The following is a 25,483-nucleotide window of genomic DNA, read 5'->3' on the forward strand; positions in this document are numbered from 1 at the left end:
CAGAAGTCGTGGACTTCGTCCGGCCTCTCAACGAATTCGGTACCAGCACAAGCAGGCGCAAGGGAGTCGGTCTCCCTTGCGCCTGCTTGGCGTTCATTCGTGATTGTCCGGACAGGCCGGGTCCGATCCGCGGCTTAAGCCTCGCGGCGCAAAATGCTCTCGATCTTCTCCAGCTCTTCTCCGCTGAATTCCAGGTTGTCGAGCGCGCGGACATTGTCCTCGATCTGCGATACCCGGCTTGCGCCGATGAGAGCGGAGGTGACCCGCCCGCCGCGCAGCGTCCAGGCAAGCGCCATCGCTGCCAGCGACTGGCCGCGCTCCTGGGCAAGAGCGTCCAGCTCGCGGATCTGTGCCAGCCGGCCCTCGGTAATCTGGCTGCCGCTCAAGAATACGCTTGGTCCGCCGGCCCGGGAATCCGCGGGTATGCCCTGCAGATAACGGTCGGACAGCATGCCGCCCGCAAGCGGGGAAAAGACGATCGAGCCGATGCCCTCTTCCTCCAGCACATCCTGAAGCCCGTCCTCGATCCAGCGGTTGAACATGGAGTAGGACGGCTGATGGATCAGGCACGGAGTGCCGAGCTGCTTCAGGATGTACGCCGCTTCCCTGGCCTGCTCGGCGCTGTAGTTCGAGATGCCGGCGTAGAGCGCCTTGCCGGAACGGACCGCATGGTCCAGGGCTGACATCGTTTCTTCGAGCGGCGTATCCGGGTCCGGACGGTGGTGATAGAAGATGTCGACGTATTCCAGGCCCATCCGCTTCAGGCTCTGGTCGAGGCTCGAGAGGATGTATTTGCGCGAGCCCCACTCGCCGTAAGGCCCCTCCCACATGTAATAGCCCGCCTTGGTCGAGATCACGAGTTCGTCCCGGTAAGGCGCCAGATCATCCTTCAGCATCCGGCCGAAGTTCACTTCCGCGGAACCTGGCGGAGGCCCGTAATTGTTCGCCAGATCGAAATGGGTGATGCCCAGGTCGAATGCCCTGCGCGCCATTTCCCTGCCGTTCTCGTAGCGGTCGTTCCCTCCGAAGTTATGCCACAGTCCGAGCGATATTGCCGGCAGCTTCAGCCCGCTGCGTCCGACGCGGTTGTACTTCATCGATTCGTACCGCCCGGAATGAGCTTGATATCCCATCGCCTTTGTCCTCCTTGAACCTCTATAATCGCCGTCCTTGATCAGGTTGAATACGGCGTCCAGCTATGCTGCTCATTATACCTCAGAAAGATGGCTTGGCCGATCCTGGACCGGCTCAGACGGTCAGCGTCCGCGGCAGGACGATATGCATGTCGGTAGCCGTTTCCGCGAAAAATCCGGGTTCTTCCTCCGCCAGGCTCAGCCAGGCATCGACGCAAGCCGGATCGAATTGCCGGCTGCGCTGAGCCGAGATGATCCCGAGCGCCTGCTCATGGGTCATCGCCTTGCGGTAGGACCTGGACGAGGTAAGCGCGTCGTACACGTCCGCGACGGCCGTAATGCGCGCCAACAGCGGAATCTCCTTCTCCCGCAGCTGGTCCGGGTAGCCGGTGCCGTCCCACCGTTCATGGTGGGACCGGATGACAGCAAGCTCTTCCCGCATGAAGCCGAGCTTGCGGCACAGCTCGTAGCCGTGCACGGGATGAAGCTCGACGACCGCCCGCTCCTCCTGGGTAAGCACATCGGGCTTGTTCAGGATCGACTGCGGAATCTGCAGCTTGCCCACATCATGGATGATCCCGCCTTGGCCGATCGCCATGAGGTCGGATGAAGCCAGCCCCATGCGCTCGGCCAGCTTCAGGGCATACAGGGCAACCCGATAGTTATGGCCCGCCGTGTAGCCGTCCTTCTCTTCCGTCGCCTGGATCAGTGCCTGGACACTTGGCGAAATGCATTTCTGCAGCCATTCCTTAGGATCCGAGCGGAACAGGGCTCTCATGGAATCCAGCAAGGAATGGGAGCTGGCATATTGGAGCAGGATGCCCGCCGCCACAGCCAGCAAGGACAGCAGCAGCAGCACATGGTACATCCACCAGCTGAGACGCCACGGCTCGCCAAGAACCATCATGAGCTGACCCACGCCGAGCCAGCCGCAGCTGTAGACGATGGAGAGCTGCAGCGGCATCCTGGCGGCCTTGTAGCCTTTCCAATAACTCCTGGCGGCGCTGGCGAGCAGGATAAGCACGATCGCCGTCGATACCGTTCTCGTCGATTCCCTCTCCGACCACCCCGCGAGAATATGGGGATGGTTCATTGCATAGAAGAAACAAAGCACCAGAATGCCTGTCCATGCAGGGACGAGCCACCGGTGGAAACGCCCCAGGAACAGGACGAGCGGACGAGCCGCGGTCACGCCGGACAGCGCCAGCCATACGGATGCGATGAGGATGCCCAGCTCCGAGGAAATGCCCTGGACGGAGTTGTGCTCCATGATGAATCCCGGCGTGGCGAGCCCGTGCAGCATGATCAGCGCCGTCATGGAGATGTAGGCCAGCGCCAGGAACGAGACGCCGATGTTGCGCAGCTTCATCCCGGTATAGCCCATCGCCCCCGCAAGCAGCAAGGAAAAGACGGAGACGATCGTCACGATATAAAAATGTCCGACTGGGGAATGCCAATAGATGTCCAGAGTCCCGGACCATCTCAAGGCTTGGAACAGAATCAGGGGCAGCAGTATGAATACAGCAGCCGTAAGCAGCTTCCGGTGAGGAGCGCGCATGGGACTGAAGATCACCTCGTATGACCGCAACGGGACGAATGATGGAATGAAAGCCAGGACTTATGGATGCCTATACAAATAGCGGCCGCTGCATTAATATGGGAAAAATAAGCTTTATCCGTAGCATACCTTATCCTAGAAAGCTTTGAACAGAGCCAATATTCAAATTTTCGACCTTTTGGTCCCTTTTGAAGGACGAACGATGGAAGATGCTGTCTTCTTAAAAAGAATTATTTTCACAGGAGTTGAGACCTATTGCCATATCAATATGAAGTCAAAACATACAAAGAAAAATACGAAATGGTCGAGCTGACGGAGGCGACTACCCGCTCCCGCGTGCTGATCTGTCCGGAACGCGGCGGCATCGCTCTGCAATGCCGGCTGAACGGCTATGAGCTGTTCTATCTCGACGAGGCCACGTTCCTGGATCGAGATGCGAACATACGCGGGGGCAATCCCGTGCTCTTCCCGATCAGCGGCCAGCTGGCCAACGGGGAGTACGAGTGGAACGGACGCAAATACCGCATGCGCAATCACGGAGTCGCGCGCACCGAAGCTTGGGAAATCGCCGGCATCTCCGATGACCGGGCAGCCTCCGTCACCCTCCGCCTGCGCAGCAGCGAGCGGACGCGGGAGCAGTTCCCGTTCGATTTCGAGCTGTTGTTCACGTACACCCTCAAGAACGGCGACCTGTCCATCTCCCAGCAATACCGCAATCTGTCCGATTCGCCGATGCCGATGTATCCCGGCTTCCATCCCTACTTTGCCGCGGATGCCAAAAACATTTCCTACCGAACGGACGCGACCCGGTACCTGGATTACAACGACGGAGCGGAAAAGCCGTACGAAGGCTCCCTCGATCTCGGGAGCATGAAGGAATCGGCCGCCTTGCTGGATCCGGCTGCTCCGGAGATTGCCTTCAAGCCTTCCGGAAACCTTGCGGTCCGGATGCGCTACAGCAGCAGCTTCCGCTACGTCGTCCTGTGGAGCGTAGAGGACAAGCCGTTCGTCTGCGTGGAGCCCTGGATGGCTCTGAACGGCGAGCTCAACCGCCAGGAGGAGCTCGTGCTCGTCCAGCCGGGCGAAACCGTCGAGGCCGAGCTGGTCATCGGCGCGTCCCATACGCTGTAATACATTGATGCCGCTGCGGCATGGCCGCTGTGCCCGGCCGCTGTACCCGGCCGCTGTGCCCGGCCGCTGTGCCCGGCCGCTGTGCCCGGCCGCTGTGCCCGGCCGCTGTGCCCGGCCGCTGTGCCCGGCCGCTGTGCCCGGCCGCTGTGCCCAAACCAAAAACGGACCTGTTCCCCTTTCCAAGGGAAATCAGGTCCGTTTTTGGCTGCATGTCCATTATCGGATTTCTTTTTCGTAAAGACAGAAGCCGTTGTCCGATCTGCCCATGAACGTATATCCGAAACCGCTGTAAAAAGCGTTGAGCTTGTCGTTGCTGCCGATGCAGTCGAGCCGTATCGCCGACTTTCCTTCGCAAGCTACGCCCGTCTCCGCCCATGACAGGATGGCCCCGCCGATGCCTTGACCCGCATAGTCGCGGTTGACGGCCAGCCGGTGCAGATACAGATAGGGCTCGTGTCCCTGCTCTCCCCACAGCTCCTTGTCCCACTCGCCGGGCTGCTGAAGCAGGATGACCATTCCGGCAAGCGGCAGCCTCTCCTCCGCCGAGGCTTTCGGGCCTGCCCGGAACAGGAACGCCTCTCCTCTGGCCGCCGCTTCTTCCAAGCCGTGGCTGTCCTCTCCTCGAAGCAAGCCGTTCCACTGCAGGGAGCCGCTGGATTCCAGCCAGCCGGCGATGCCCCGGAGCATATCCATCGCTTCCGCCGTTCCTTCCGGACGCAGCCTCTCGACCGTCAATCCGCCCGCTTCCGCGCGCATCATCGTGATTCCATTCATAGCGATCCCGTCCCTTCCAGCGGTTTGCCCGCGCTTCCTCATCCAGACCGCATCCTGAGGAAGCCATCTTACGCAAGCAGGCCTTGTACTCCCATTGTAGCGCGGCGGCCTCTTCCGCGCGAGCCCCCGGATTCTTCCTGGGCTCCTGTATCCGGCTGCTTCTGCCTATCCTCCGCTTGGATGCGCCTATTGCCATGTCCGCGCCGGATTTCCCCAGGAAATGCTATAATGACCCGAAGGAAAAAAAAGGGGATCGGGATGATGCTGGAATTCAGCGAAAACGGATATACGGTATCCTCGAACGGGGTATCGGTCGAGCTGTTCGCCAAGGAATACGCCCTGCTGCGATTTCTTTACCGCAATCAAGGAAGCGCCTTCAGCCGGGAACAGCTGCTCGATCGGGTATGGCCTCTCGAATATCCGGTCGAGCGCACCGTAGACGACCATATCTATAGGCTCCGCAAAAAGCTGGCTCCAATCAAAGGGCTGGCGATTCGAACCGTGCGCAGCTTCGGCTACTGCCTGACCGTACGTTCCCAGCCGGCGGGAATCCATGCCGTCCCTTCGGCCGGCGACGGAGAGCTGCGGGAGCAGATGCGCGATATTTTCGCCAAATATCACCGCTACGGCCAAGGGGCTTCGATGCTGGCGCTTGCCCGGCAGCAGGATATCCTCGGTTATGAGCTGGACCCGTTCTACTCCGTTTACGTTCATTTCGTCCAGGGAGACGTGCAATGGCTGCTTGACGGAGGAGGTTTGCCTGCTTCCGAACGGGTCTACTGGCTGCTTTTGTTCTACCTGTTCGCCGGGGAGCCCAAGGCCAGCCTGGACTACTGCGAGCGGGTGCTCGCGACGGGGAAGCTTCCTCCTGCCCAGCACCGCGAAATCGAGATGCTCAACATTCTGGATCTGTATACGCTGGCCGGAGCGCCGCACAAGGCACTTGAGCGGATCGGGCTGACCCGCAGCTTGATTTTGGAGGACCCGGGCTACGAAAGCTTCGAAGCACCGGCGGCCACATCCGGGATGTACGCCCATCTCCTGAGCGGCACGGGCGACCGGGAGCTGCAGGCCATATCCGCAGCCATCGAGCAGCTCCTTGCGGCCAAGCCTTATCTGCGGGAAATCGGCAGCTACTCCATCGTGAGCGGGCTGTGGCGGCTGAGAAAGAACGAGCGGCGCTCCGGCGAAGCGCTGCTCGACGAGGGACTTGGCGTGCTGGAGCTGTCCGGATTCGTCCCGATCCGGCTGTTCGGGCTTTACCGAATCGTCCAATTTTGCCGAAGAACCGCCTTCAAGGGCAGTCCCGAGGTGACACGCAAATACGAGGAGCTGTTCGCGGAGGCGCAAGCCCGCTGCGGACTTCCAGGCCTCATGCCGAACATAGAAGCGGTGCTGAACGACTGCTTGGCGGACTGACATCGGAAGGCTGACGGCACTGGAATCGTAATGGCCTTCAAGTCGTTCCTCCTCCTGATATTTCTCTGACAATCCGGCGGTATACTCGGCTCAACAAACGGCTGAAGCCAACGGACAGGGGAAGATCACCATGGGAATTGAAATGCCGATCGATCATAAACGCGTCGAAAAAGGCCTGCTCGGCAACAAGCTGTACAGGCGCACCTTCACCGCTTACGCAGCGGCATCCTTCGGCGACTGGTTCGATATGCTCGCCATTCAAGTGCTGGTCGCCTATCGCTGGGAAGCCGGCCCGCTTATGCTGGCGCTTATTCCCGTCAGCCTGGCGCTGCCGGGCATCCTGCTCGGTTCCGTTGCGGGAGTGGCCGCCGACCGACTGAACAAGCTGCAGCTGATGCGATGGTGCGATTTGCTTACCGCTGCGCTGACCGCCGCCCTGCTGCTCGTTCCGAACATGTTCTGGCTGCTGCCCGTGCTCGGGCTGCGTTCTGCCGTTTCCGCGCTCAATGTGCCTGCCCAGCAGTCCTTGACCCGCAGCCTTGTGCGGGAGGATCAGCTGCTGCAGGCAGCCTCGTTGAACGGCCTCGTCAACCAGAGCTCCAAAATCGCCGGCCCCTTGCTGGGCGGATTGGCCTTGACGGCCCTTTCCCCCGCATGGTGCATCGGATTCAACGTCTGCATGCGGCTTTTCTCTTATGCCATGCTTTTGTTGATCAGGAACGATGCCGTTGCCGATACAGCTGCGGCCGTCAGCGGCTCTGGCCGTAATGGCAGTCAGTCTTCTGAGAGCGGCGAACCGCTGCCGTTCCGCCAGATGTGGAAAGAAGGCTGGAGCTTCATCCTCCGGAACAGGCTGCTGCGCAATACGATGCTGTTCGGCCTGATCGGCGCGTTGTCGATCCAGATCGTCGATTTCCAGTTCGCAAGCCTGTTCCTCGTGCTTGCACCCGACAAGGAATTCATGCTCGGCTGGCTGGTTGCGGCTGCTGGAGCCGGCGCGGTGGGAGCGATCGCTCTCCTGAACAAGATCGGGCGCAGCCTGGGATACGGCTTGCGTCTCGGCGGAGGATACGCGATGATCGGCGCGTCGATCGGGGGACTGGGCCTCCTGCCTTCCGGCGCCGCTGCGCTGCCGGTCCTTTTGCTCGGCCTGCTCCTCGGAGCCGGCAACGGCATGTTCATCATCGCCTTCAACTATTGCCTTCAGAAGGAGACGCCTCCGCGCATGACCGGCCGGGTGTTCGGCATTCAGAGCATGGTCCTCGGCACGGTCATGATCGCCGCTCCGCTGCTCGGCGGATTCCTGGTCGAGCTGGCCGGCCCTCGGGAAATCTTCGGCCGGTTCGGGGTCGTCATCGCTCTGCTCGGCGCGGCCGGAATCCTTTTCAACCGCTGGCTTTGGCCGGTGGAGCCGGAACGCTTGGATGCGGAGGCCTGATGCCTGAGCCGCTTCGCAGCCATTGGCCCTGTGAGGGTGAACCCAAATTCGCTTCGCAGCCGGATGGCCCTGTGAGGGTGAACCCAAGTTCGCTTCGCAGCCGGATGGCCCTGTGCAGGTGAACCCAAGTTCGCTTCGCAGCCGGATGGCCCTGTGAGGGTGAACCCAAGTTCGCTTCGCAGCCGGATGGCCCTGTGCAGGTGAACCCAAGTTCGCTTCGCAGCCAGGACGGCCCTGTGCAGGTGAACCCAAGTTCGCTTCGCAGCCGGATGGCCCTTCCGATCGCTGTTGCCGCCGGATTTCCCGATTCGATGGTTTCAAAGGTGGAAATCCGGCGGCAAAGGCGACCATTCTCATTTCTCCAGGGCCATTCCGGATGCTTCGCTCCCGGGTTCAATCCTCAGGTGCCGTTTCGGAGGCTTCGCTTCCGGCTCAACCCTCAGGGCCACTCCGGAGGCTTCGCTTCCGGGTTCAACCCTCAGGTGCCGTTTCGGAGGCTTCGCTTCCGGCTCAACCCTCAGGAACCTTTCCGGATGCTTCGCTTACGGACTCAACCCTCAGGAGCCATTTCGAGGGCTTCGCTTTCGGGCTTAACCCTCAGGAGCCATTCCGGAGGCTTCGCCTTCGAGCTCAACCCCTAAGGAGCCATTCCGGATGCTTCGTTTCCGGGCTCAACCCGCAGGAGCCATTGAGGGGCTTCGCTTCCGGCTCAACCCTCAGGAGCCTTTCCGGATGCTTCGTTTCCGGGCTCAACCCTCAGAAGTCATTCCGGAGGCTTCGCTTACGGGCTAAACTCCAGGAGCCGTTCCGGACCCCTCGCTCCCGGGCTCAACCTCAAGAAGCCTATATAAGCTTGCGACCAAGCTTCCAGGCAAAGACCAAGCGGCAAGCCAAAAAGATCCCGTCCCGGCAGGAAACGGCATGTTTGCCGCCAATGTCGCCATGGAAGGGATCTTTCTTTTTGAACAGGAACGAAGGCTGCTTATCCGCCCATCCGCATAAAATCGATCTCGGCCAGGTCGCCGATGATGCCGACTGCGGCGCGGGTGCCGCTGGCCGCCGCGACGACGATCTGCGACGGCGAGAACCCCGCCGTATCCCCCGCCGCATAGACGCCGGGGACGCTTGTGCGGCCGGAGCCGTCGGCCGAAACGGAGCCGTATGCGTCATGCGCGCATCCGAGCTGGCTCCCGAGCGGGGTGCCGAGCATCCCGTCCGGCGTGGCGAAGCCGCCGCTGCGGGCTATCCGGCTGCCGTCCTCGAAGACGACCTCGCGCAGCATGCCGCCGCTTCCTTCAAGAGCAGCGATCCGAAGGGAGCTGACCTTCACTCCCCGGCTCTCCAGCGCATGCCGCTGCTGCATGGTCAGATTGGACGACCCATGGCTGCATACGAGCAGATCGCGGCTCCACCCGAGCAGAAGTCTGGCCTGCCGGAACAAGCCGGATCCCGTCGACAGCGCCAGCAGCGGCTGCCCGCGAAGCTCCCAGCCGTCGCAGTAGGGACAGCTGAACAGGCTTTTGCCGTACATTTCCCGCAGTCCGGGAATATCCGGGAACCGCTCCTGCAATCCCGCGGCGAGCAGCACCGTGCGGGCTGCGGCGGAGCCCCCGGCTGCGGTATAGACACGGAAACCTCCATTCACCTTTTCCACCGACACGACCCGGCTCTTGCTCAGCCGCACCGAGGGATATTGCGCCAGTTCATTGCTGGCGAGGGAGCGGAATTCCGCAGGCGCAATCCCGTCTCTCGTCAGATAGCCGTGGCTGGCCTCCGCAACGGAGTTGCGCGGCTGATGATCGTCGAGCAAAAGGACCGATCTTTGCGAGCGGCCCAGCATCAAGGCGGCGCTCAAGCCCGCAGGCCCGCCGCCGATGATTGCGCAGTCCCAATCCATCCCCCGAGGCCCCCTTCCTTGCTACTCTAACTTTATTAGGAAAATAGCACGCCTAGAAGAGGAACGGCCCGGACAAAAAAGCGGAAACAAAAAGCGGAGGCGAAAAAGCGGAGACAAAAAGGCGGAGACAAAAAGGCGGAGGCGAAAAGGCGGAGGCGAAAAGGTCGAGACAAAAGGCGGAGACAAAAAGGCGGAGACAAAAAGGCGGAGACAAAAAGGCGGAGACGAAAACGGGCTCCCCCGCATTTCATCTCCGCCTTGGCGGATGTGCTTCTAACTCCGTGGATGCCTTTGCCCCGGCGCTTACTTCCGTCCCGTAACCGGCACCGCGGCTCCGTAGTACTCCTCCAGCGTGTCGCCGCTTGCAGCAAGCTTGCCGGCCAGTTCCACGCCTACGAAGCGGATATGCCACGGCTCGTATTTATAACCCGTAATGGATTCCTTGCCTTCGGGATAGCGGATGATGAAGCCGTAATCCGCCGCATGCGCCGCCAGCCACTCCGCTTCCGGCGTACCGCCGAAGCAGCTTTCCGCCGCGCATTTGCCGTCCGTCCCGGACATGTCGATCGCAAGTCCGGTCTGGTGCTCGCTATGCCCCGGCCGTGCGCTGTATTTGTCCGCAGCAGCGACTCCGTCTTTTTTGGCATAGTTGTCGAACAGCGTTTTTTGTCTCGTTTCCGAGCGGTAGCCCGAGACCCCGGCAAGCGAGATTCCGTCTTTCTTTGCTCCTGCCACCAGCTTCTCCAGCGCCCCTGCAGCCTCCTTGCGGAGCTTGCGCTTGTCGATCTTCTCGCTGAAGGTGAACGGAATGTCCGGGTAGACGAGGTCATCCGGCACATAGCCCTCCGGCAGGCGGAACTCCTTGTTGATCAAAGCCGCGACCGTATCGGCCTGTGCCGCAACCTGTTCGGACGGCTGCCCGGATACAGCGGTTCCTTGTCCGTCCTTGTCCCCGGCCGGCTTGTCTGTGCTGCCTGTGTTGCCGGCCGGCTTGTCTGTGCCGCCCTTGGAGCCGGATGGATCATTCGTTCCGCCTGCATTGGCTGCGCCCCCTGCATTCGTTGCCGCTCCGCCTCCCACGGCTTCGCTGCCGTTTCCGTCATTTGCTGCCGGCTCCTGCGACGGCGATGGAGAGGCCGTCTGCACATTTCCAGCAGCCTCGTTGACTGCCGCAATCGTTCCCGGAGCGGAGTTGTCGGAGCAGGCTGCTGCCGCCCAAGCGGTAAGGGCAAGCAGAAGCGCTGCTGCAATTCGTTTGTTTCGGTTTTTCATGATCGTCGTTCCCCTTTGCTGTATGAGATCCGCCTGCCGGCGGCCTGCTGGCCATGTCTTGCCGATCCCCGGAGAGCTATGTCGCTTCCATTGGAGCCTGCGGCTTCGCAAATCTTTAAAGCAGGATCAGCCTTGCGTATGATCCGGTGTCTGGCAATCAGCCTTGCGTATTATCCGATGTCTGACGGCCAGCCCTGTCCATGATGCACAATGATTGATTGTTAACCTTGTGAACGATCCCGGAGCAGGAAATGTTTCAGCCTCCAGGCCCGTCCTCATCGTACCAAACCACAGCCGGGGATGGAACAGGTGGCGCAGGCGCTGCTCCAGGAATATGCCGCAAGTTCCATTTGAACGAAACGGCAAGGAAGTTTATGCTTAGTTTTGGAAATGCTATAGCTTGAGAGGAGTATGTTTCATGTCCCATCTATTCGTGTCGCCCTTCGAAATCAGGCTTGGCGACGGCGGCATTATCCGCGGCGAAGTGCGTGCGGCCAAAAAGCCGGGAGATCGCCCGGCCCTGTTCCTGGCCCATGGCTTCAAGGGCTTCAAGGATTGGGCTTTCATGCCCTATGCGGCCGAGAAGCTGGCCGAAGCCGGCTTTGTCGCCATCACCTTCAATTTCTCGCGCAACGGAGTCGGCGAGCAGGATTTCGACGAGCTGTCCAAATTCGGCTACAACACCTACACCCGGGAGCAGGCTGACCTGGAGGAAGTCCTCAAAGCCGCGATCGGAGGCAATCTGCCCCACGCGAGCTTGATCCAGCGGGCCAAGCTCGGCATGATCGGCCACAGCAGAGGCGGAGGCAACGCCCTCATCTTCGCCGCCGAGCATCCGCTCATCCGGGCAGCCGCTACCTGGAACGGCATCGCCCGCGCCAACTTGTTCGACGACGCCTTCGAAGCCAAGGCTCGCGAGGAAGGCGTCGCCTACGTGACCAATTCCCGGACGCAGCAGGAAATGCCTGTGCGGCGCGAGTTTTTCGAGGATCTGGACGCCAATAAAGATCGCTTCGACATTCCCGCCCGCCTCGCCGGTCTCCGGATTCCGATCTTGATGATCCAAGGAAGCGCGGATGCTCCTCGTCTGGTCGAAGGCTTCCGCCGCCTGCAGGAAGCGGCGCCCCATCAGCAAGCGCTCGAGCTGGAAGGAACCGGCCATACGTTCGGCGCCGTTCATCCTTTTGCCGGCACGACGGAGGCTCTGGAGCAGGCTCTGGATGTCACGATTGATTTTTTCAAAACCAATTTGTAGAAATTTCATGTTCCGTTAAGGTAACCCGGCATGGATTTTGCTATTATTCTCGCAGCAAGTACTATGCAGAATCTATTCCATTCACCACTCTTTGAAGGATACAGAAGGGAGTCAATCGTTTCATGGCAGATAAGGACAAGGATCCCAAGGATCATCTCGATCCGGTCGATCCGAAACAGGACGAGCATCTTACGATGGAAGATACGGCAACGAACGAGGGCGTCGAATTCGCTGGCCGCAGCGGCGACGAGCATCGCGAAGAAACGCTCCAAGCCGAGGATATTGTCGAGGAGGAGCGCGCCGAGGAATCCCTGCGCCAGGCCGAGAACGACGCCGAGATCCATACGGCGGATCCCGAGCGCGCGTTCGGATCGGTGCCGGTCACGGAAGGAAGCGTGGTCAACACCTCCGCAGGAGCGGCTGATCTGCCGCTGACGGACGGCAACGGATCGGGTCCTCGCCGCAGCGGGGCCGCTACCGGCTGGATGATTGCTTCGCTCGTGCTGGCAGTCGCGCTCGTCATTGCGCTTGTCAGTCTCTTCAACGGCAACGGCGGCGCAGCATCGGGCGGTACGGTTGCCAGCGTCAACGGCGAGAAGATCTCGAAGGACGAGCTGTACGAGGCGATGGTTCCTTCCGCCGGCACGACTGCTCTGGACAGCCTCATCACGATGAAGCTCGTCGACCAGGAAGCCAGCAACAAGAAGATCGAGGTCACTGAAGATGAAATGGCCAAGGAGCTTGCCGACGTCAAGAAGAACTTCGGCAGCGAAAGCGCGTTTGTGGACGCTCTGAAGCAGGCCGGCTTGTCGGAGGACGTTCTCAACAACCAGCTGCAGATGCAGGTGCAGCTTCGCAAGCTGCTCAAGGATAAAGTCAAGGTAACCGATGCGGATATCCAGAAGTATTACGATGAGAACAAAGCTTCCTTCGCGACCGAAGAGCAGGTGAAAGCCTCCCATATTCTCGTCAAGACGAAGGAAGAAGCCGACGCCATCGAGAAGCAGCTCAAGGACGGCGGCGACTTCGCGGCGATCGCCAAGGAAAAATCGACCGACACCGGCAGCGCGGCCAATGGCGGCGATCTCGGCTACTTCGGCAAAGGCGCCATGGTTCCGGAATTCGAGAAGGCGGCCTTCGACCTCAAGGTCGGCGAAATCTCCGCACCGATCAAATCCGACTACGGCTACCATATCATCAAAGTCATCGACCACAAGCAAGCCTCGACGCCAACGCTGGAAGAGAAAAAAGCGGAGATCACGGAAACGCTTGAATATCAGCAGCTGGGCACCTTGTCCCAGACGCTCATCACCGACCTCCGCGGCAAGGCGACGATTACGAATTCGTTCGAAGAAAATGCTGCCGCCAAGGCAGCAGAAAACAGCGCCGGCGCGGAAAACGCGGCAGCGAACAACAGCTAGGCAAGCACGCTGGAAAGCAATAAAAAGGCTTCCGGAGCCCATCCATGAGGATGGGCTCCGGAAGCCTTTTTTGATGGCACGCATGCGGACTGAAGGGGCGACCCGTTCAAAGCTTGATTGCATCGGAGCGGAAGCGGAACGGATTGGCCCGCGCTCAAGCCCGATCCGCCAAGCGTCCCGGCATGCCGACGCTACATCGTCGTATCCTTGCGGACACGGCGCCGCGCAGCCCGGCTTCGCCTGAGCAGGCCCAGCACGGACACATGCGCCGGAGCAGCATAATAGCCCGCGTCCTCATCGGGAGCCAGCAGCACTCCAAGCTGGTGATGCTCGCCGGCGTACCTGGCCCTCTGCAGAAACTTGAGCTGCCCGTCGGCATTGAACACCTCCATCCGGCAAAAAGCGGAGTTCATATGCAGCGCCGCATGCAGATCTTCCTTGGTCCTTACCTTCTGCCCGTTCACCTTGTGGAGCACTTCGCCCGCTTCAAGGCCCATCTCCTCTGCCGGCGTTCCCGGCACGACTCCGAGAATGCACAAGCCCCGCTCGTCATGGACGAAGCGCGGCTGACGCTGACGCTCCCGCATCGATCCCAGCAGGATGAGGGCTTCATGAAGCCCGAGGGAAAGCAGCGCTGCAACCGGTACGAGCGGCTCCGCATATGCGGCCCCAAGCGCGGCCGCAGCCAGCACGGCACTGTAGGCAAGCAGCCGGCGCGACGTAAGGCGGGACTGGAGCTTCGGGAGCTCCGAGCGCGTCAGGTCGGTGAAGCCGATGATCGCCGGCAGCGCAATGACCGTCCAGCCGCCGTCCCATGCGGAGCCGCCGAGCAGAGGCGTCCATGGCAGCGAGGCCGCCGCCGAAGCGGACGGCACCAGCAGAAGCAGGGGCACCGGCCAGTAGCCCTGCAAGGCGTAACCTCCGATCAGCTTCCCGCGCTTGCCCTCGAGGAACAGCGGCGAGGAGAACCGGGCGCCATCCCGGCGGACGAGCAAAGCCTCGGCCGCATGCAGGCCGGCTACGAGCAGCAGCAGGCCGGGAATGTCGAGATTGTCCAGCGAGAGAGCGGCTCGTCCGAGCCAGCCGCCCGGCCCGTCTGTCAGGCCGAGCAGGCCGCTGAACCATTGCAGCAGCCCGAGCACGCCGACACTGTAAGCAAAACAGAGATATCGGACGCGGACGAGCATGAGCAGGGCGGCCGTCCCCCACAGCCAGAGCGCGGCGGAAGGCGTCAAGCTCATGCCGATGAAGGCTGCGCCGATCGAGAGGGCAGCGCCAGCGATCAGGCCGCTCAAGACGGCGCGGCCGAGCAGCTTGGGCCAGGCATGCAGGCGCACATGGAACAGCTTGCGTTCCGTCCGGGTCTGCCGGATATAAGAGAGGATGATCAGCAACAGCGCCAAATAATAAAACGGCTGGGACAACAGCCTGACGGCCGCTGTCCCGTAGTGACGGAGTATCTCCAAGGCCGTGTCCACAGCAAGCACCTCATTTTCAAAAGAATGACTCCCAAAGTGTACCTTCCAGTCGTATTGTTTTCGACAACGAAAGGCCGAAATCCTCCCCATGGAAGATTTCGGCCCTGATTTGCGCGGCGACTTCGCGGCGGCTGAAAAGGGGGCTTCTTGCGCCCTGCCGCAAGGGCTTATTGCTTCCGGGCTCCCTTGCCGGAGCGGAGCGCCTGCGCCGCAGCCTCCAGCTGGGTGTCGTGGCTGCCGCTGAGCACCCACTCGCGAACAGTCTTCTCCAGCTTTTCCTGCGTAGCCGGATCGGCCGATCCGGTCTCCTGGAGACCGCATTGCCGCTGGAACGCCTTCACCGCGGCAGCCGTCCCCTCGTTGTAATAGCCGTCTGTTCGTCCCGGATTGTATCCCAGGCCGACGAGCATCGCCTGCAGCGTCTTCGTGTCTTCGCTGATGGCATCCCTCCGCGGCTCTCCCGACCGCGACAATCGGGATACCGTATATAAAGCCGGGGGCTTCACCTGAATATCCGGACGGATGCCTTCATGATGAATCCAGACGCCGTGCGGCGTCAGCCATTTGGCGATCGTCATCTTGACGAGCCCGCCTTCCAGGTTGCGGTCATAGCTGACCTGGACCGTTCCTTTGCCGAAGGAAGTCTGGCCGACGAGCACAGCGTCCGCCGACTCCTTCAAGGCGCCCGCCAATATTTCCGATGCGCTGGCGCTTCCCTTGTTGATCAGCACAGCAACGGGATACGGCTTGCCTTTTCCATTGGAGAGGATCTTCTCGGCGCGCTGTCCGCGCTGCTGGACTTGCAGAATCGGCTTTCCTGCCGGGATGAACGGCTCGGATATCTTTTCCACCACCGGCAGAATGCCGCCCGGATTGTTGCGGACGTCGATCACGAGCCCTTTCAGCTTCCGCTTCTCGAGCTTGTTCAGCTCCTCTGCGAAGCGGTCGGCCGTGTTCAGCGAGAACTGCCGAATCTCGATCAAGCCGATGCTCCCTGGAAGCAGACGGGCTTCCACGGTCTCCACGCCGATCTCGTCCCGCACGACGGTAACGGTCATCGGCTTGCCGCTGCCGGCGCGCTGGATGACGAGGACGGCCTTGGAGCCCTTTGGACCGCGCAGCTTGGCTACCGCCTCCGAGATCGGCAGGCCTCCCAGGCTGATGCCGTTGACGGATAGGATGACATCCTTCGCCTGCAAGCCCGCCCGCTCCGCCGGCGACCCCTTCATCGGCGAGACGACGGTCAGCTTGCCCTCTTCCAGGGACACCTCCGCGCCGACGCCTCCGAACGCCCCTTCCACCGTCTCCGAAAACTGCTTGGCTGTAGGAACATCCATATAGGTGGAGTAAGGATCTCCAAGGGATTCCATCATCCCGCTGAGCGCCCCGCTCACGAGCTTGGCGCGGTCAACGGGCTCATAATACTGCTTCTGGATCAAATCGAGCACCGTATTGATTCTCTGCAGCTCTTCCTTGCTCAGGCCGCTGGACTGCGGTTCCGCGGCTTCCGCCGGCTTGGCCGGCGCATGGACCGGCGCCGGCGCCCGGGCGGCCGCCCCGGCTGCTTGAGGCAGCGCCAGGGCGATCGCCGCCGCCGCGCCCAATGCGGCTGTCCGCCGGACCATCCGCAGTGACAATGACTTCATACCGTTCTCCTCCTCGGTTGCTGTTTCGTTCCAGACCTGCATGAGAATTCTAGTATGCGACAACGGTCCGGGTTTTATTTGGCAGCAGCCGGAAAAGCACAGATCCTCCCCGGCCTGCGGCTTCGAAGCCGAATCATGCACAGAACGTCCAACAGAAGCAGCAGGCAAGCCGCTTCGACACCAGGAAGCAAAAACAGCTTCACGGATCGAAAAGCAAGCCGCTTCCGGCGTCATGCATGTCGGGATGCGTCTGCGACAGGAGCAGATCGCATCGGACCGCAACAAAAAAGCTCCCCGCAAAAGCGGGAAGCCTTCAGACTTCACAATCGTCCATATCGACCGGGAGAGGAGACCCTCGCAAACGGCGGGTCTTCGTCCATTATCCATTATTTCAAATAAGGCAGCGGATTGACCGGCGTTCCGTCCTTGCGCACTTCGAAGTGGAGATGATTGCCGGTCGAGTTGCCGGTCGAACCGACTTCGGCGATGAGCTGGCCGCGCTTCACGGTCTCGCCCTTCTCCACCTTGATGCCGCCATTGCGGATATGCCCGTATATCGTCCACAAGCCGCCGCCATGATCGATGACGACGCAGTTGCCGTATCCGGTCCACCACTGCGCGATGAGAACGACCCCGGATTCAGCCGCGTAGATGCTCGTTCCTTCCGGAGCCGCCATATCCGCGCCGGCATGCAGCTTGCGCTTGCCGGTGATGGGATGGATCCTATAGCCGAACGGCGAACTGAGGCGGTAGCTGGCCTTCAGCGGAACGGCAAGCTTGCCTCCGGTGTAATACGTCTTGAGCGCGTTCTTCTTTTTGATCAGCGCGGATTCCTTGGCCGCCAGGTCCAGCAGAAGCTGCTCCTGCTCCTCGCTGATCTCGCCAAGCTCCTCCAGCTTGTCGTCGTACGTGGCGATCAGCTGCTGCTTCTCCGATTCCTTTTCCGAGAGAACTTGCTGGTAATCGGCTATCTTCGCGTACAGCCCCTTGACCTCGGCGAGCTGGGATTCCACTTCCTTCTTCTTCTCCTCGACCAGCTCCTTGTCGTGCCGGCGCTCCTGCAGGATGACCTTGTCCTGGCTCATCATTGTATGAAGCGAGTCGAGGCGGCTGAGGAAATCCGCGAAGCTCGCCGCATTGAGCAGAACCTCCAGGTAGCTGACCCTGCCGTTCATATATGTCATCCGGATCCGGGACTGCAGGCGGTCATCCTGCTTGCCGATCCGCTTCTCGGCATCGTCGAGCTCCTGTGCCGTCTTCTGCAGATTTTCAGTCGTGTCGCGAACCTCGCTCTGGACCTGGCTGAGGCGAGTGCCGACGGTGTCGATCTCCGTCATGACGGCTTTGAGCGATTCCGCCGTCTGGACCTTCTGCACCTCCACGGTCTTGGCATCCTTCTCGGCCTGGTTGCGGTTATGGGAAGCGGCCTGCATCTGATCGCGGACCTGCTTGATTTCCTTGTTGATCTTGTCCACCTGCGAGGCCGCCTCTCCGCCCGCCGGAAAGACGGTCAGAGCCAGGACAGCCGCAAGACAGGCAAGAATAACCCTGTTCTTCTTCATCTGCGCTTGCATCCTCCTACACTTTCAAATAACGGCGGACCGATAATACGCTGCCCCACACGCCAAGCAGCGTGCCGATGCCGATCGTAAGCAGCGCGATGATCGGAGCGGCCTCCTGTATGGTGACAAGCCTGATGCTCATGAGGCCCAGCTCGAACTCGGACTGCTTGAACAGCTCCTGGTATCCGAGCAGAATGACGGCGGCCGTCAAGGCAGAGGAGAAAAATCCGATGAGCGCGCCTTCAACGAAAAAGGGCCAGCGGATAAACGCATTGGTCGCCCCTACCAGCTTCATGATTCCGATTTCCCGCTGGCGGTTGATGATCGTCGTCTTGATCGTCGTTGCAATGAGGAACATGGCCGTGACAGCCAGTCCCGCGACGAGGATCAGGCCGATGTTGCGCACGGCGTTGGTCACCTTGAACAGCGTCTCCACCTGTCCCTGGCCGTACTTGACCCGCAGGAACGGGGAAGGATCCTGCCCCGCGCCGAGCGCTTCGATCTGGCCGGCGGCGGACGCGATCGTCTGCGGATCGTACACTTCGATGACGAAGGACGCGGGAAGCGGATTGTCCTCGCCCTGATAGTCCTGCAGCAGCTGCTTTCCGTCGCTGCCCATCATCTGGCTCATTTCCTCCAGGTTCTGCTGCTTGGTCCGGAACTCGACGCTCTTGACCTCGGGGATATTGCGGATCTTGGTCTCCAGCGAATCGATCTGCTGCTGCGTCGTGTCGAGCTGCAGGAAGGCGCGGATCTCCACCGTGCTCTCCAGCTGGTCGGCCAGCTTGTTGACGTTGAGCGCGAGCAGGACGAAGACGCTGAGGATGAACAGGGAAATGAAGATTGAGCTGATGGAGGCGAAGCTCATCCAGCCGTTGCGGAAGATGTTCCGCACGCCTTCGCGCATGTGGCGCAGGAGGGTTCTAGCCTTCATAGCCGTAGTCCCCTCTCAGCTGGTCGCGCGCGATGACGCCGTTCTCGATGGCGATGACGCGCTTGCGAAGAGAGTTCACGATCTCGCGGTTATGCGTCGCCATCACGATGGTCGTGCCCCTGAAGTTGATTTCCTCCAGCAGGTTCATGATGCCCCAGCTCGTCTCGGGATCGAGATTGCCCGTCGGCTCGTCGGCCACGATGACGCTGGGATTGTTGACGATCGCGCGGGCGATCGCCACGCGCTGCTGCTCGCCGCCGGAGAGCTGCGCCGGCAAGTGGCCATGCTTGCCGCCGAGGCCGACAAGCTCCAGAACTTCCATCGTGCGCTTCTTCATCAGCTTGCGGGGAGCTTCGATGACCTCCATCGCGAACGAGACGTTCTCGTAGGCGGTAAGCTTCGGAAGGAGGCGGTAATCCTGGAAGATGACGCCGATGTTGCGCCGTACATACGGTATCTTGCGCGGCTTGAGCTTGCCTATATTGAAGCCGTTCACGAAGAGCTGCCCCTTGGTCGGGTACTCTTCCCGGTAGATCAGCTTCATGAACGTGGACTTGCCGGCGCCCGAGGGCCCGACGATGTACACGAAGTCATTGCGGTCGATGACGACCGAGATCCCGCGCAGCGCATGCGCGCCGTTGGGGTAGGTCTTCCAGATGTCCATCATTTCAATCACGGGTGTTCTCACATCCTGTCTGTTTTCCGCTTATGAATGTTCGACAGAAAAGGCGTATTTCCTCTCCTGCAAGAAGGGATTTCCTTAATTTTCACAATTCTCATCTGCATGTCCGGTCCGCAGTTCCGGATTCGACAAGCGTCCCTTCGCCGCCTTGTCGAACAAGGGAGAGAAACTCCCTCTCATTACATCGGTAGATTGGCAACGATTTGTAGATAAATGTCGAAAAAACCTTGTCTGTCCCGCCGAAAAAGAACATCAAAAAGGCACGGCGCGCCGATCGGCGTTCCGTGCCCCGCAATTCCGCTGCTGTCTCGCAGTCAATCCTGATCCCAAACCCCGGACAATGATATCGGGATCCGATATTGGCGCTCGATATAATTCGGATAGTTGCCGATCGGGAACGTGAGCGGCTGCTTGTAGGCGCCCCCTTTGTACTTGAACGCAAGAATCTGGTTCATCTCATCGGAATCAGCGCTAACCGAGGATCCCAGCTGCTTGCCTTCATGCCAGCTTCCGCTCCCGTCCATGAACGATCCGTCCAATAGATTGTAGCTCATGCTGTCGTCCTTGCGGCCCGTATCAAGGTTGAACCGCAGCTGCAGCTCGCCGCCGCTCTCCGTCGATCCCAGCAAAGTCACCTTGTCGTCCGGAGCCTTGAGCAGCAAGCCCTTCTCCGTATCGATGACGATCTCATCCTTGCCCTTATCCAGAGCCCGGAACCAGGTTCCCGTCAAATACAGAGCCTGGGGCTTGCGGAAGTAGCTGCTCTGGAAAGTGAAGACCGTCCGGTCGGGATCGTTCGTTCCGGAGCTCATGGACGGAACGGACCATTCCTTGCCGGAATCGTCCACCAGCTTCATGTCGCCTCCGCCGAAAATCTTCATCGTATTGCTCTTCGCATAGCGCGCTTCGATTTTAATCGTAAGAGGAGAGATGACGGCCCGCTCGAAGATGATCTTCTGTCCGGCGGCTTCCAGCGTATAATCCATCGGGACGGAGCGGGAATGCCCCGCGAACTTCCCGGTGTCCACCGCGAACGCCACTTTGTACTCCTGGCTGCGGAGCGTGAGCACGACGCCCAGCTTATCCGGCAACGGCTCCTCCTTGCTGAACAGAACGGAGATGTTCTCCATATTCTTGGCACCGCCCGCTTGGCCCGTGACGTGCCCGGATGAGCCGTAGCCGACTTGCAGCCGCCGGTCCGTCCCGTCAGTCAGACTCAAATCATGCAGCTCGACCTGTTCATCGGGGCGCAGCCCTTCGATGCTGTACAGCAGATTCATCCGGAACTCGTCCGCGACGATGCCTTCCACGGTGAACCTCAGCCCGCCATGCTCATCCGACAGCCCTACCTTCTGCATGTAGTCGTTATCCACCGCGTCCAGGATGGATTGGTCGTTGGCGTACTCCTGGCGGATCGCGTCCACCAGCGAGGCCATTCCCGGAATCTGCCTGACGGCAGACGCGAATGCCGGGGATACGCGGATGGTCACCAGGCAGACGAGGAGCAGGAGGCAAGCGGCCGAAGCGGCATAGATTCTCCGGCTGACCTCCCTTCGCCTTCCCCGCTTCCTTTCCTTGCCGGCCGCAAGTCCCGCCCTAATCGCTGCGTCCGCCCGTCCTGCGAGAACAGGATCAATCCCCCTGTCTTCGGCCAGAACGGACAAATCCGGCTGCTGATCATCCTTCATCCCGCGCCTCCCCCTCTCTCATCCATGCTCTCAGCTTCGCCAGCGCCTTGTTCAGCCAGGTCTTCACCGTGCCCTCCGGCTTCTCCAGCAGCTTGGCGATTTCCGTCAGCGTCATATCGTCGTAATATTTGAGAATGACAACCTGCCTGAGCTTTGGCTCCAGCTCGGCAATGGCCTCCTCCATCCGCAGCCTGTCATCGATTCCAGGCATTCCGAATTCCGCAGCGGGAGCTTCGGGCAGCCTTTCGGCCGGTCTCTGTCTGCGGCGCCGCTTCTGTTCGTCGATGCAGACGTTCATCAGAATCCGGATCAGCCAGGTTTGGAAATAAGCCGGTTCCTTGAGCTTGCCCAGCTTCATGTACGCACGCAAGGTCGTCTCCTGAATGGCTTCCAGCGCCGCTTCCTCGCTGCGCAGGTAAGCCAGGGCGATCCGCAGCAGCCGATCCCGCGAATCGCCCATCAGCTGCAGGAAGGCGCCTTCGTCGCCCGCCCGGGCTTGGGCGGCCAACGCCGCGGAGCCGTCCCTTGCTTGTGCTTCTGACAAGGAAGCGGCCGGTTCAGGAACCTGGCAGGCCGTTGTCGTCGTTTCGTTGTCCAAGCCCTTCCCTCCCCTTCTCCGCATTAGACTTCGAACGCCGTCAAACGGTTTTGGCCGCAGCAAAAAAAGCCGGCCCGAGGCTGGCTTGAGATACGCAGGACAAGGATGAGACTGCTACTTGAGCCTTATTTTCCAGCAATGGGCTGGCTAAAGCAAATAGGGCTCGTTCCGAGCCCCACTCCTCTCCTATGAAACCGGATGCGCATAAAAAACGAAGAAGCTGCCCCTGGCCATCTCCACGACCCAGGGGACAGCCTCTTGAATTCCCTCTCTCTTCTGAGCATCCAGCCGGCAGAGGCCGGACGCTTGCCCGAAAATCAGCCCTGCTCGACCTCCAGCTGCTTCAGCGGCTGCGTCGCCGGTCCCTCCAGCACGGTGCCGTCATAGCCGAAGCGCGAGCCGTGGCACGGGCAGTCCCAGGAGCGGTCGCCGGAATTCCACTTGCACTCGCAGCCCATATGCGTGCAGGTCGTATCCACGACATGCAGCGCTCCTTGCGAGTCGCGATAGGCGCCGGCGCGCTTGCCCTTGACCTTGACGACGGCGCCCTCGTCCGGCTCCAGCGAATCCGGCGTCCGGGACGGAGCGTCCAGCTTGCCGGAGATAAGCTCTCCGGCGACGTTGGCGTTCTGGGCCACGAACGTCTTGAGCGACGGGTCGGCCTTGAAGCGCGAAGGCTTGAACAGCTCCAGATGCTTGCTCTGGCCGTTCGCGACGAGATCGTTCACGATCAGCGCGGCGAGCGTGCCGGTCGTCATTCCCCATTTGTTGTAGCCGGTGGCGATGAGCAGGTTGGGATGCTTGCCCGTGATCGGCCCGATGTAGGGCACTTCGTCGAGGGTGACGAGATCCTGCGCGGACCATCGGTAAGGAATGCTCTTGGCGCCGAGCAGGGAATCTCCGAATTGCTCCAGCGCCTCGAAATGCTGGATCATCGGAATGCCCTGGCCCGTCTTGTGGTTGTCTCCGCCGACGAGCACGACCCGCTTGTCTCCCAGCTGAGCCGAGCGCAGCGAGCGGACGGTGCTGCCCGCGCTGATGTACATGCCGCCCGGGAAAGGCTTCTCCGGCTCGACCGCGACGATGTAGGAGCGCATCGCATGCAGCCGGGAGAAGAACAAGCCGCCGCCGTCCGTGAATGGAAAATGCGAGGCCGAAACGGCCCAGCTGCAGGAAATGGTGCCTCCCGCTTCCGTCTCCACCTGCAGGCGCCCGTTGTCGTCCTCCTTTACCTTTCCGCTCGCGGTCGTATTCTCGTACACCTTGAGACCGTGGCGCTGCGCTTCGGCCAGCAGCTTCTTCAGGTATTGCAGCGGATGGAACTGCGCCTGGCCCGGCAGCTTGATCGCGCCTTTCTCCGACAAGCCGTCCAGCGGAAGCTTGTCCGTCCATTCTCCCGGTATGCCGATAGTCTGGTAGGCTTTCCACTCCGTATCCAGCTGCTTCAAGTCGGCATCGTTATCGGCATAAATATAGGCATCCTGAGTTTCCAGACCGCAGTCGATGCCGAGCTCCGCCACGATTTGCGTCATCCATTTCAACGCCTCGTCGTTGGCATCGTAATACTGCTTGGCCTGCTCCTTGCCGAAATGCTGCAGCAGCTTGTCGTAGATCATGCCGTGCTGGGCTGTGATTTTGGCGGTCGTATGTCCGGTCGTTCCGTCCAGAAGCCGGCCCGCCTCCGCAAGCACGACCTTGAGCCCCTGCTTGCTGAGCAGGTAAGCCGCCGTTATCCCCGTGATGCCGCCTCCGATAACGGCCACATCGGCTTCCACGGTGCCGCGCAGAGATTCGAATTGCGGCAGCTCCTCCGTTGCCCTCCACATCGATTCCGGGTAGCGGGGAAGCTTGCTGGATGAAGAAGGATTGCTGTTGTCCATGATTGAACCTCCCATATGCTGGATTTCCTATTTCTGTTATTCCCACAACCTGACGGAATCAAAACCAGGCGTCGAATCTCGGCATCACCCTCCAGGCCCGGCTGCCGCGCTCGCTCGGCGACCTCATGCTGCTGACGCACCCGGCGCCTTGAGGATTGTCATAGGAGCCTGCCAGGAGGCGGACGCTCGCGGGTATGTCCGGCATCCTCTGGCCGAGCTCGAGATGCGGTACGGAATCGCCCCGGAGTCGGCTCGGGACTGGAAGGAATCCGGCGTCCCGACCCGGATCTACGTCACGTATGGCGAGGAATGGTACTTGTGCCTGCCACCGGATCGCCGAGCATCCTCCCAACCTGTATGACGCCGTCACCGGCATGATCCGGGGCGGGAGCCCCGTATTGGACGTTTACTGAATGCAAAAACAACCGGCGGGATGCCCGCCGGTTGTTTTCCCTTTGCCCTATTGCACCATTTGCACGTTTGCCCTATTGCACCATTTGCACGTTTGCCCTATCTGCACCAATTGCCTCATATGCCCTATTTGCCTTGTTTTGGCGGCGAGACTGCCTACACGAACGTTTTCGTGTCGTTGTTGCGGCCGAACTTGTAAGCCGCGACGAGGAAGAACACAAGAGCGAAGGCAGCCAGCACGGCCAGGTTGATCGCGATCCGGCTCGTATCTCCGGTCTGCAGCTCGTCGATCGATTGGAGCACCCAGCGCTGCGGCATGAAGTCGCCGATCTTGCGGATCGTGTCCGGCATGATCGAGATCGGGAAGAAACATCCGGCCAGCAGGCAGCTCGGCGTAATGATGAAGTTCGACATCGCCCCGGATACCGCCGAGTTTTTGGAGAAGGCGACGATGACGAGCGAGAGGCTGACGGAGACGAGGGCGAACAGGATCAGCATGCCCCCGAGCTGGGCGATCGGAAGACCCGGGTCGACGCCGAAGACGTAGCGGAGCGCGACGAGTGCGACGGCCACCTGCACGACCATGACGGCGATGTTGACCAGGACGTTGGCGAGCACGTACGAGCGGGCGCTGATGGGAGAAGACAGAATGCGGTAATACGTCCGGTCTTCGCGGCTCTTCAGGATGATTTCCGACAGGTTGACGGCCGCGGTCATCATGAACAGGATCAGGAACCCGATGGACTGGACCGACATCGCCTTCGTCAGGGATGTATCGGCGACTTGCTGCGTCTCGAGCTTGAACTCTCCGCCGCGGTAATCGGCATACAGCTTGTCGAAGGCCGCCCGGTCCCCGCCGGCTGTGCGGCTTATGGCCGCCGTATTGTCCAGGTATGCGTTCAGCATGCCTTTGATATATGCCGTCACGGTCTGGCCTTTGACGGATTGAATGGCGATTCCTTCCGGCTTGCCTGCCGCCACGCTGTCGGAATAGCCCCTCTCCATAATCAGGCCCGAGTCCAGGTCCGCCGACGCCAGCTTCTTCTTCAGCTCCTCCCGCGTCAGCAGCGTCGTCTTCACATGCTGCAGGCTGCTGACGTAGGCCGCCGTATCGGCGGCGATGACGGCGCTGCCGTCCTCATTGGCGATGCCGACGCGCAGCACCTGCTGTCCCGAGCTGCCGTAGAGCATGATCGAGCCGATGACTCCGATGATCGGCAGCCCCAGGTAGACGAGCAGGCTGCTCCTTTTGCGGAAGGTGTTCTTCAAGGTATGGACGGCCACCCACCATATATCTCTCCACATG

19 protein-coding genes are annotated in these 25,483 nt (G+C 60.7%); 5 read left to right on the forward strand and 14 right to left on the reverse strand.

The genetic code is table 11. The features are described from left to right. Window positions 1-134: 134 nt before the first annotated feature. Window positions 135-1,133 (reverse strand): L-glyceraldehyde 3-phosphate reductase, encoded by a 999-nt coding sequence (gene mgrA, locus ACLBWT_RS09790; RefSeq protein ID WP_447662878.1) that lies wholly within the window; start codon window positions 1,131-1,133, stop codon window positions 135-137. Between the two features lie 115 nt (window positions 1,134-1,248). Continuing rightward, the gene (locus tag ACLBWT_RS09795) at window positions 1,249-2,691 is read right to left on the reverse strand and encodes an HD-GYP domain-containing protein (protein ID WP_447662879.1); all 1,443 of its coding nucleotides are present in this window, start codon (window positions 2,689-2,691) and stop codon (window positions 1,249-1,251) included. A 255-nt stretch (window positions 2,692-2,946) separates the two neighbouring features. On the opposite strand from ACLBWT_RS09795, the gene ACLBWT_RS09800 reads away from it, so the two are divergent. Beyond that, on the forward strand, window positions 2,947-3,822 hold the full coding sequence (locus ACLBWT_RS09800) for an aldose epimerase family protein (RefSeq protein WP_447662880.1): 876 nt from the start codon (window positions 2,947-2,949) through the stop codon (window positions 3,820-3,822). Window positions 3,823-4,038: 216 nt separating this feature from the next. Here ACLBWT_RS09800 and ACLBWT_RS09805 read toward each other — a convergent pair whose 3' ends face one another. Beyond that, window positions 4,039-4,596: a GNAT family N-acetyltransferase gene (locus ACLBWT_RS09805; RefSeq protein WP_447662881.1), complete on the reverse strand. Its 558-nt coding sequence runs from the start codon at window positions 4,594-4,596 to the stop codon at window positions 4,039-4,041. Window positions 4,597-4,824: 228 nt separating this feature from the next. Here ACLBWT_RS09805 and ACLBWT_RS09810 point away from each other — a divergent pair, with 228 nt between their 5' ends. Both ACLBWT_RS09810 and ACLBWT_RS09815 read left to right on the forward strand, forming a co-directional pair. After that, a complete protein-coding gene (locus ACLBWT_RS09810) occupies window positions 4,825-6,015 on the forward strand; it encodes a winged helix-turn-helix domain-containing protein (RefSeq protein ID WP_447662882.1) in 1,191 nt (396 codons plus the stop codon). Between the two features lie 130 nt (window positions 6,016-6,145). Then, entirely contained in the window at window positions 6,146-7,453 is a 1,308-nt protein-coding gene (locus tag ACLBWT_RS09815) for an MFS transporter (protein ID WP_447662883.1), read from the forward strand. 982 nt (window positions 7,454-8,435) lie between these two features. Here ACLBWT_RS09815 and ACLBWT_RS09820 read toward each other — a convergent pair. Next, the gene (locus ACLBWT_RS09820) at window positions 8,436-9,350 is read right to left on the reverse strand and encodes an NAD(P)/FAD-dependent oxidoreductase (RefSeq protein WP_447662884.1); all 915 of its coding nucleotides are present in this window, start codon (window positions 9,348-9,350) and stop codon (window positions 8,436-8,438) included. Between the two features lie 303 nt (window positions 9,351-9,653). Then, on the reverse strand, window positions 9,654-10,622 hold the full coding sequence (locus tag ACLBWT_RS09825) for a M15 family metallopeptidase (protein WP_447662885.1): 969 nt from the start codon (window positions 10,620-10,622) through the stop codon (window positions 9,654-9,656). Window positions 10,623-11,040: 418 nt separating this feature from the next. Here ACLBWT_RS09825 and ACLBWT_RS09830 point away from each other — a divergent pair, with 418 nt between their 5' ends. Both ACLBWT_RS09830 and ACLBWT_RS09835 read left to right on the forward strand, forming a co-directional pair. Beyond that, a complete protein-coding gene (locus ACLBWT_RS09830; protein ID WP_447662886.1) occupies window positions 11,041-11,877 on the forward strand; it encodes an alpha/beta hydrolase family protein in 837 nt (278 codons plus the stop codon). A 122-nt stretch (window positions 11,878-11,999) separates the two neighbouring features. Continuing rightward, window positions 12,000-13,298 carry a foldase protein PrsA gene (locus tag ACLBWT_RS09835; RefSeq protein ID WP_447662887.1) on the forward strand — a complete coding sequence of 433 codons (1,299 nt, stop codon included), beginning with the start codon at window positions 12,000-12,002 and terminating at the stop codon, window positions 13,296-13,298. A 191-nt stretch (window positions 13,299-13,489) separates the two neighbouring features. On the opposite strand, the gene ACLBWT_RS09840 is transcribed toward ACLBWT_RS09835, so the two are convergent. The 9 genes from ACLBWT_RS09840 to ACLBWT_RS09880 all read right to left on the reverse strand — a co-directional run bounded on the left by ACLBWT_RS09840 (window position 13,490) and on the right by ACLBWT_RS09880 (window position 25,482). After that, window positions 13,490-14,776 carry a PDZ domain-containing protein gene (locus tag ACLBWT_RS09840; RefSeq protein ID WP_447662888.1) on the reverse strand — a complete coding sequence of 429 codons (1,287 nt, stop codon included), beginning with the start codon at window positions 14,774-14,776 and terminating at the stop codon, window positions 13,490-13,492. A 167-nt stretch (window positions 14,777-14,943) separates the two neighbouring features. After that, entirely contained in the window at window positions 14,944-16,422 is a 1,479-nt protein-coding gene (locus tag ACLBWT_RS09845) for a S41 family peptidase (RefSeq protein WP_447662889.1), read from the reverse strand. 386 nt (window positions 16,423-16,808) lie between these two features. Then, on the reverse strand, window positions 16,809-17,984 hold the full coding sequence (locus ACLBWT_RS09850) for a murein hydrolase activator EnvC family protein (protein ID WP_447662890.1): 1,176 nt from the start codon (window positions 17,982-17,984) through the stop codon (window positions 16,809-16,811). A gap of 16 nt (window positions 17,985-18,000) precedes the next feature. Next, window positions 18,001-18,918: a permease-like cell division protein FtsX gene (ftsX, locus tag ACLBWT_RS09855; RefSeq protein ID WP_447662891.1), complete on the reverse strand. Its 918-nt coding sequence runs from the start codon at window positions 18,916-18,918 to the stop codon at window positions 18,001-18,003. After that, window positions 18,908-19,594, reverse strand: coding sequence for a cell division ATP-binding protein FtsE (gene ftsE / locus ACLBWT_RS09860; RefSeq protein ID WP_049868334.1), 687 nt, complete (start codon window positions 19,592-19,594; stop codon window positions 18,908-18,910). Before ftsE ends, ftsX begins: the two co-directional genes overlap by 11 nt. A 320-nt stretch (window positions 19,595-19,914) precedes the next feature. Next, window positions 19,915-21,288 (reverse strand): DUF4179 domain-containing protein, encoded by a 1,374-nt coding sequence (locus tag ACLBWT_RS09865; RefSeq protein WP_447662892.1) that lies wholly within the window; start codon window positions 21,286-21,288, stop codon window positions 19,915-19,917. Next, complete coding sequence (locus ACLBWT_RS09870; protein ID WP_447662893.1) at window positions 21,278-21,886, reverse strand: sigma-70 family RNA polymerase sigma factor; 609 nt, start codon at window positions 21,884-21,886, stop codon at window positions 21,278-21,280. Before ACLBWT_RS09870 ends, ACLBWT_RS09865 begins: the two co-directional genes overlap by 11 nt. A gap of 317 nt (window positions 21,887-22,203) precedes the next feature. After that, window positions 22,204-23,766 (reverse strand): FAD-dependent oxidoreductase, encoded by a 1,563-nt coding sequence (locus ACLBWT_RS09875; protein ID WP_447662894.1) that lies wholly within the window; start codon window positions 23,764-23,766, stop codon window positions 22,204-22,206. A gap of 567 nt (window positions 23,767-24,333) precedes the next feature. Further along, window positions 24,334-25,482: an ABC transporter permease gene (locus ACLBWT_RS09880; protein WP_447662895.1), complete on the reverse strand. Its 1,149-nt coding sequence runs from the start codon at window positions 25,480-25,482 to the stop codon at window positions 24,334-24,336. Between the last annotated feature and the right edge of the window lies 1 nt (window position 25,483).

The sequence above is a fragment of the Paenibacillus sp. D51F genome (assembly GCF_053345695.1).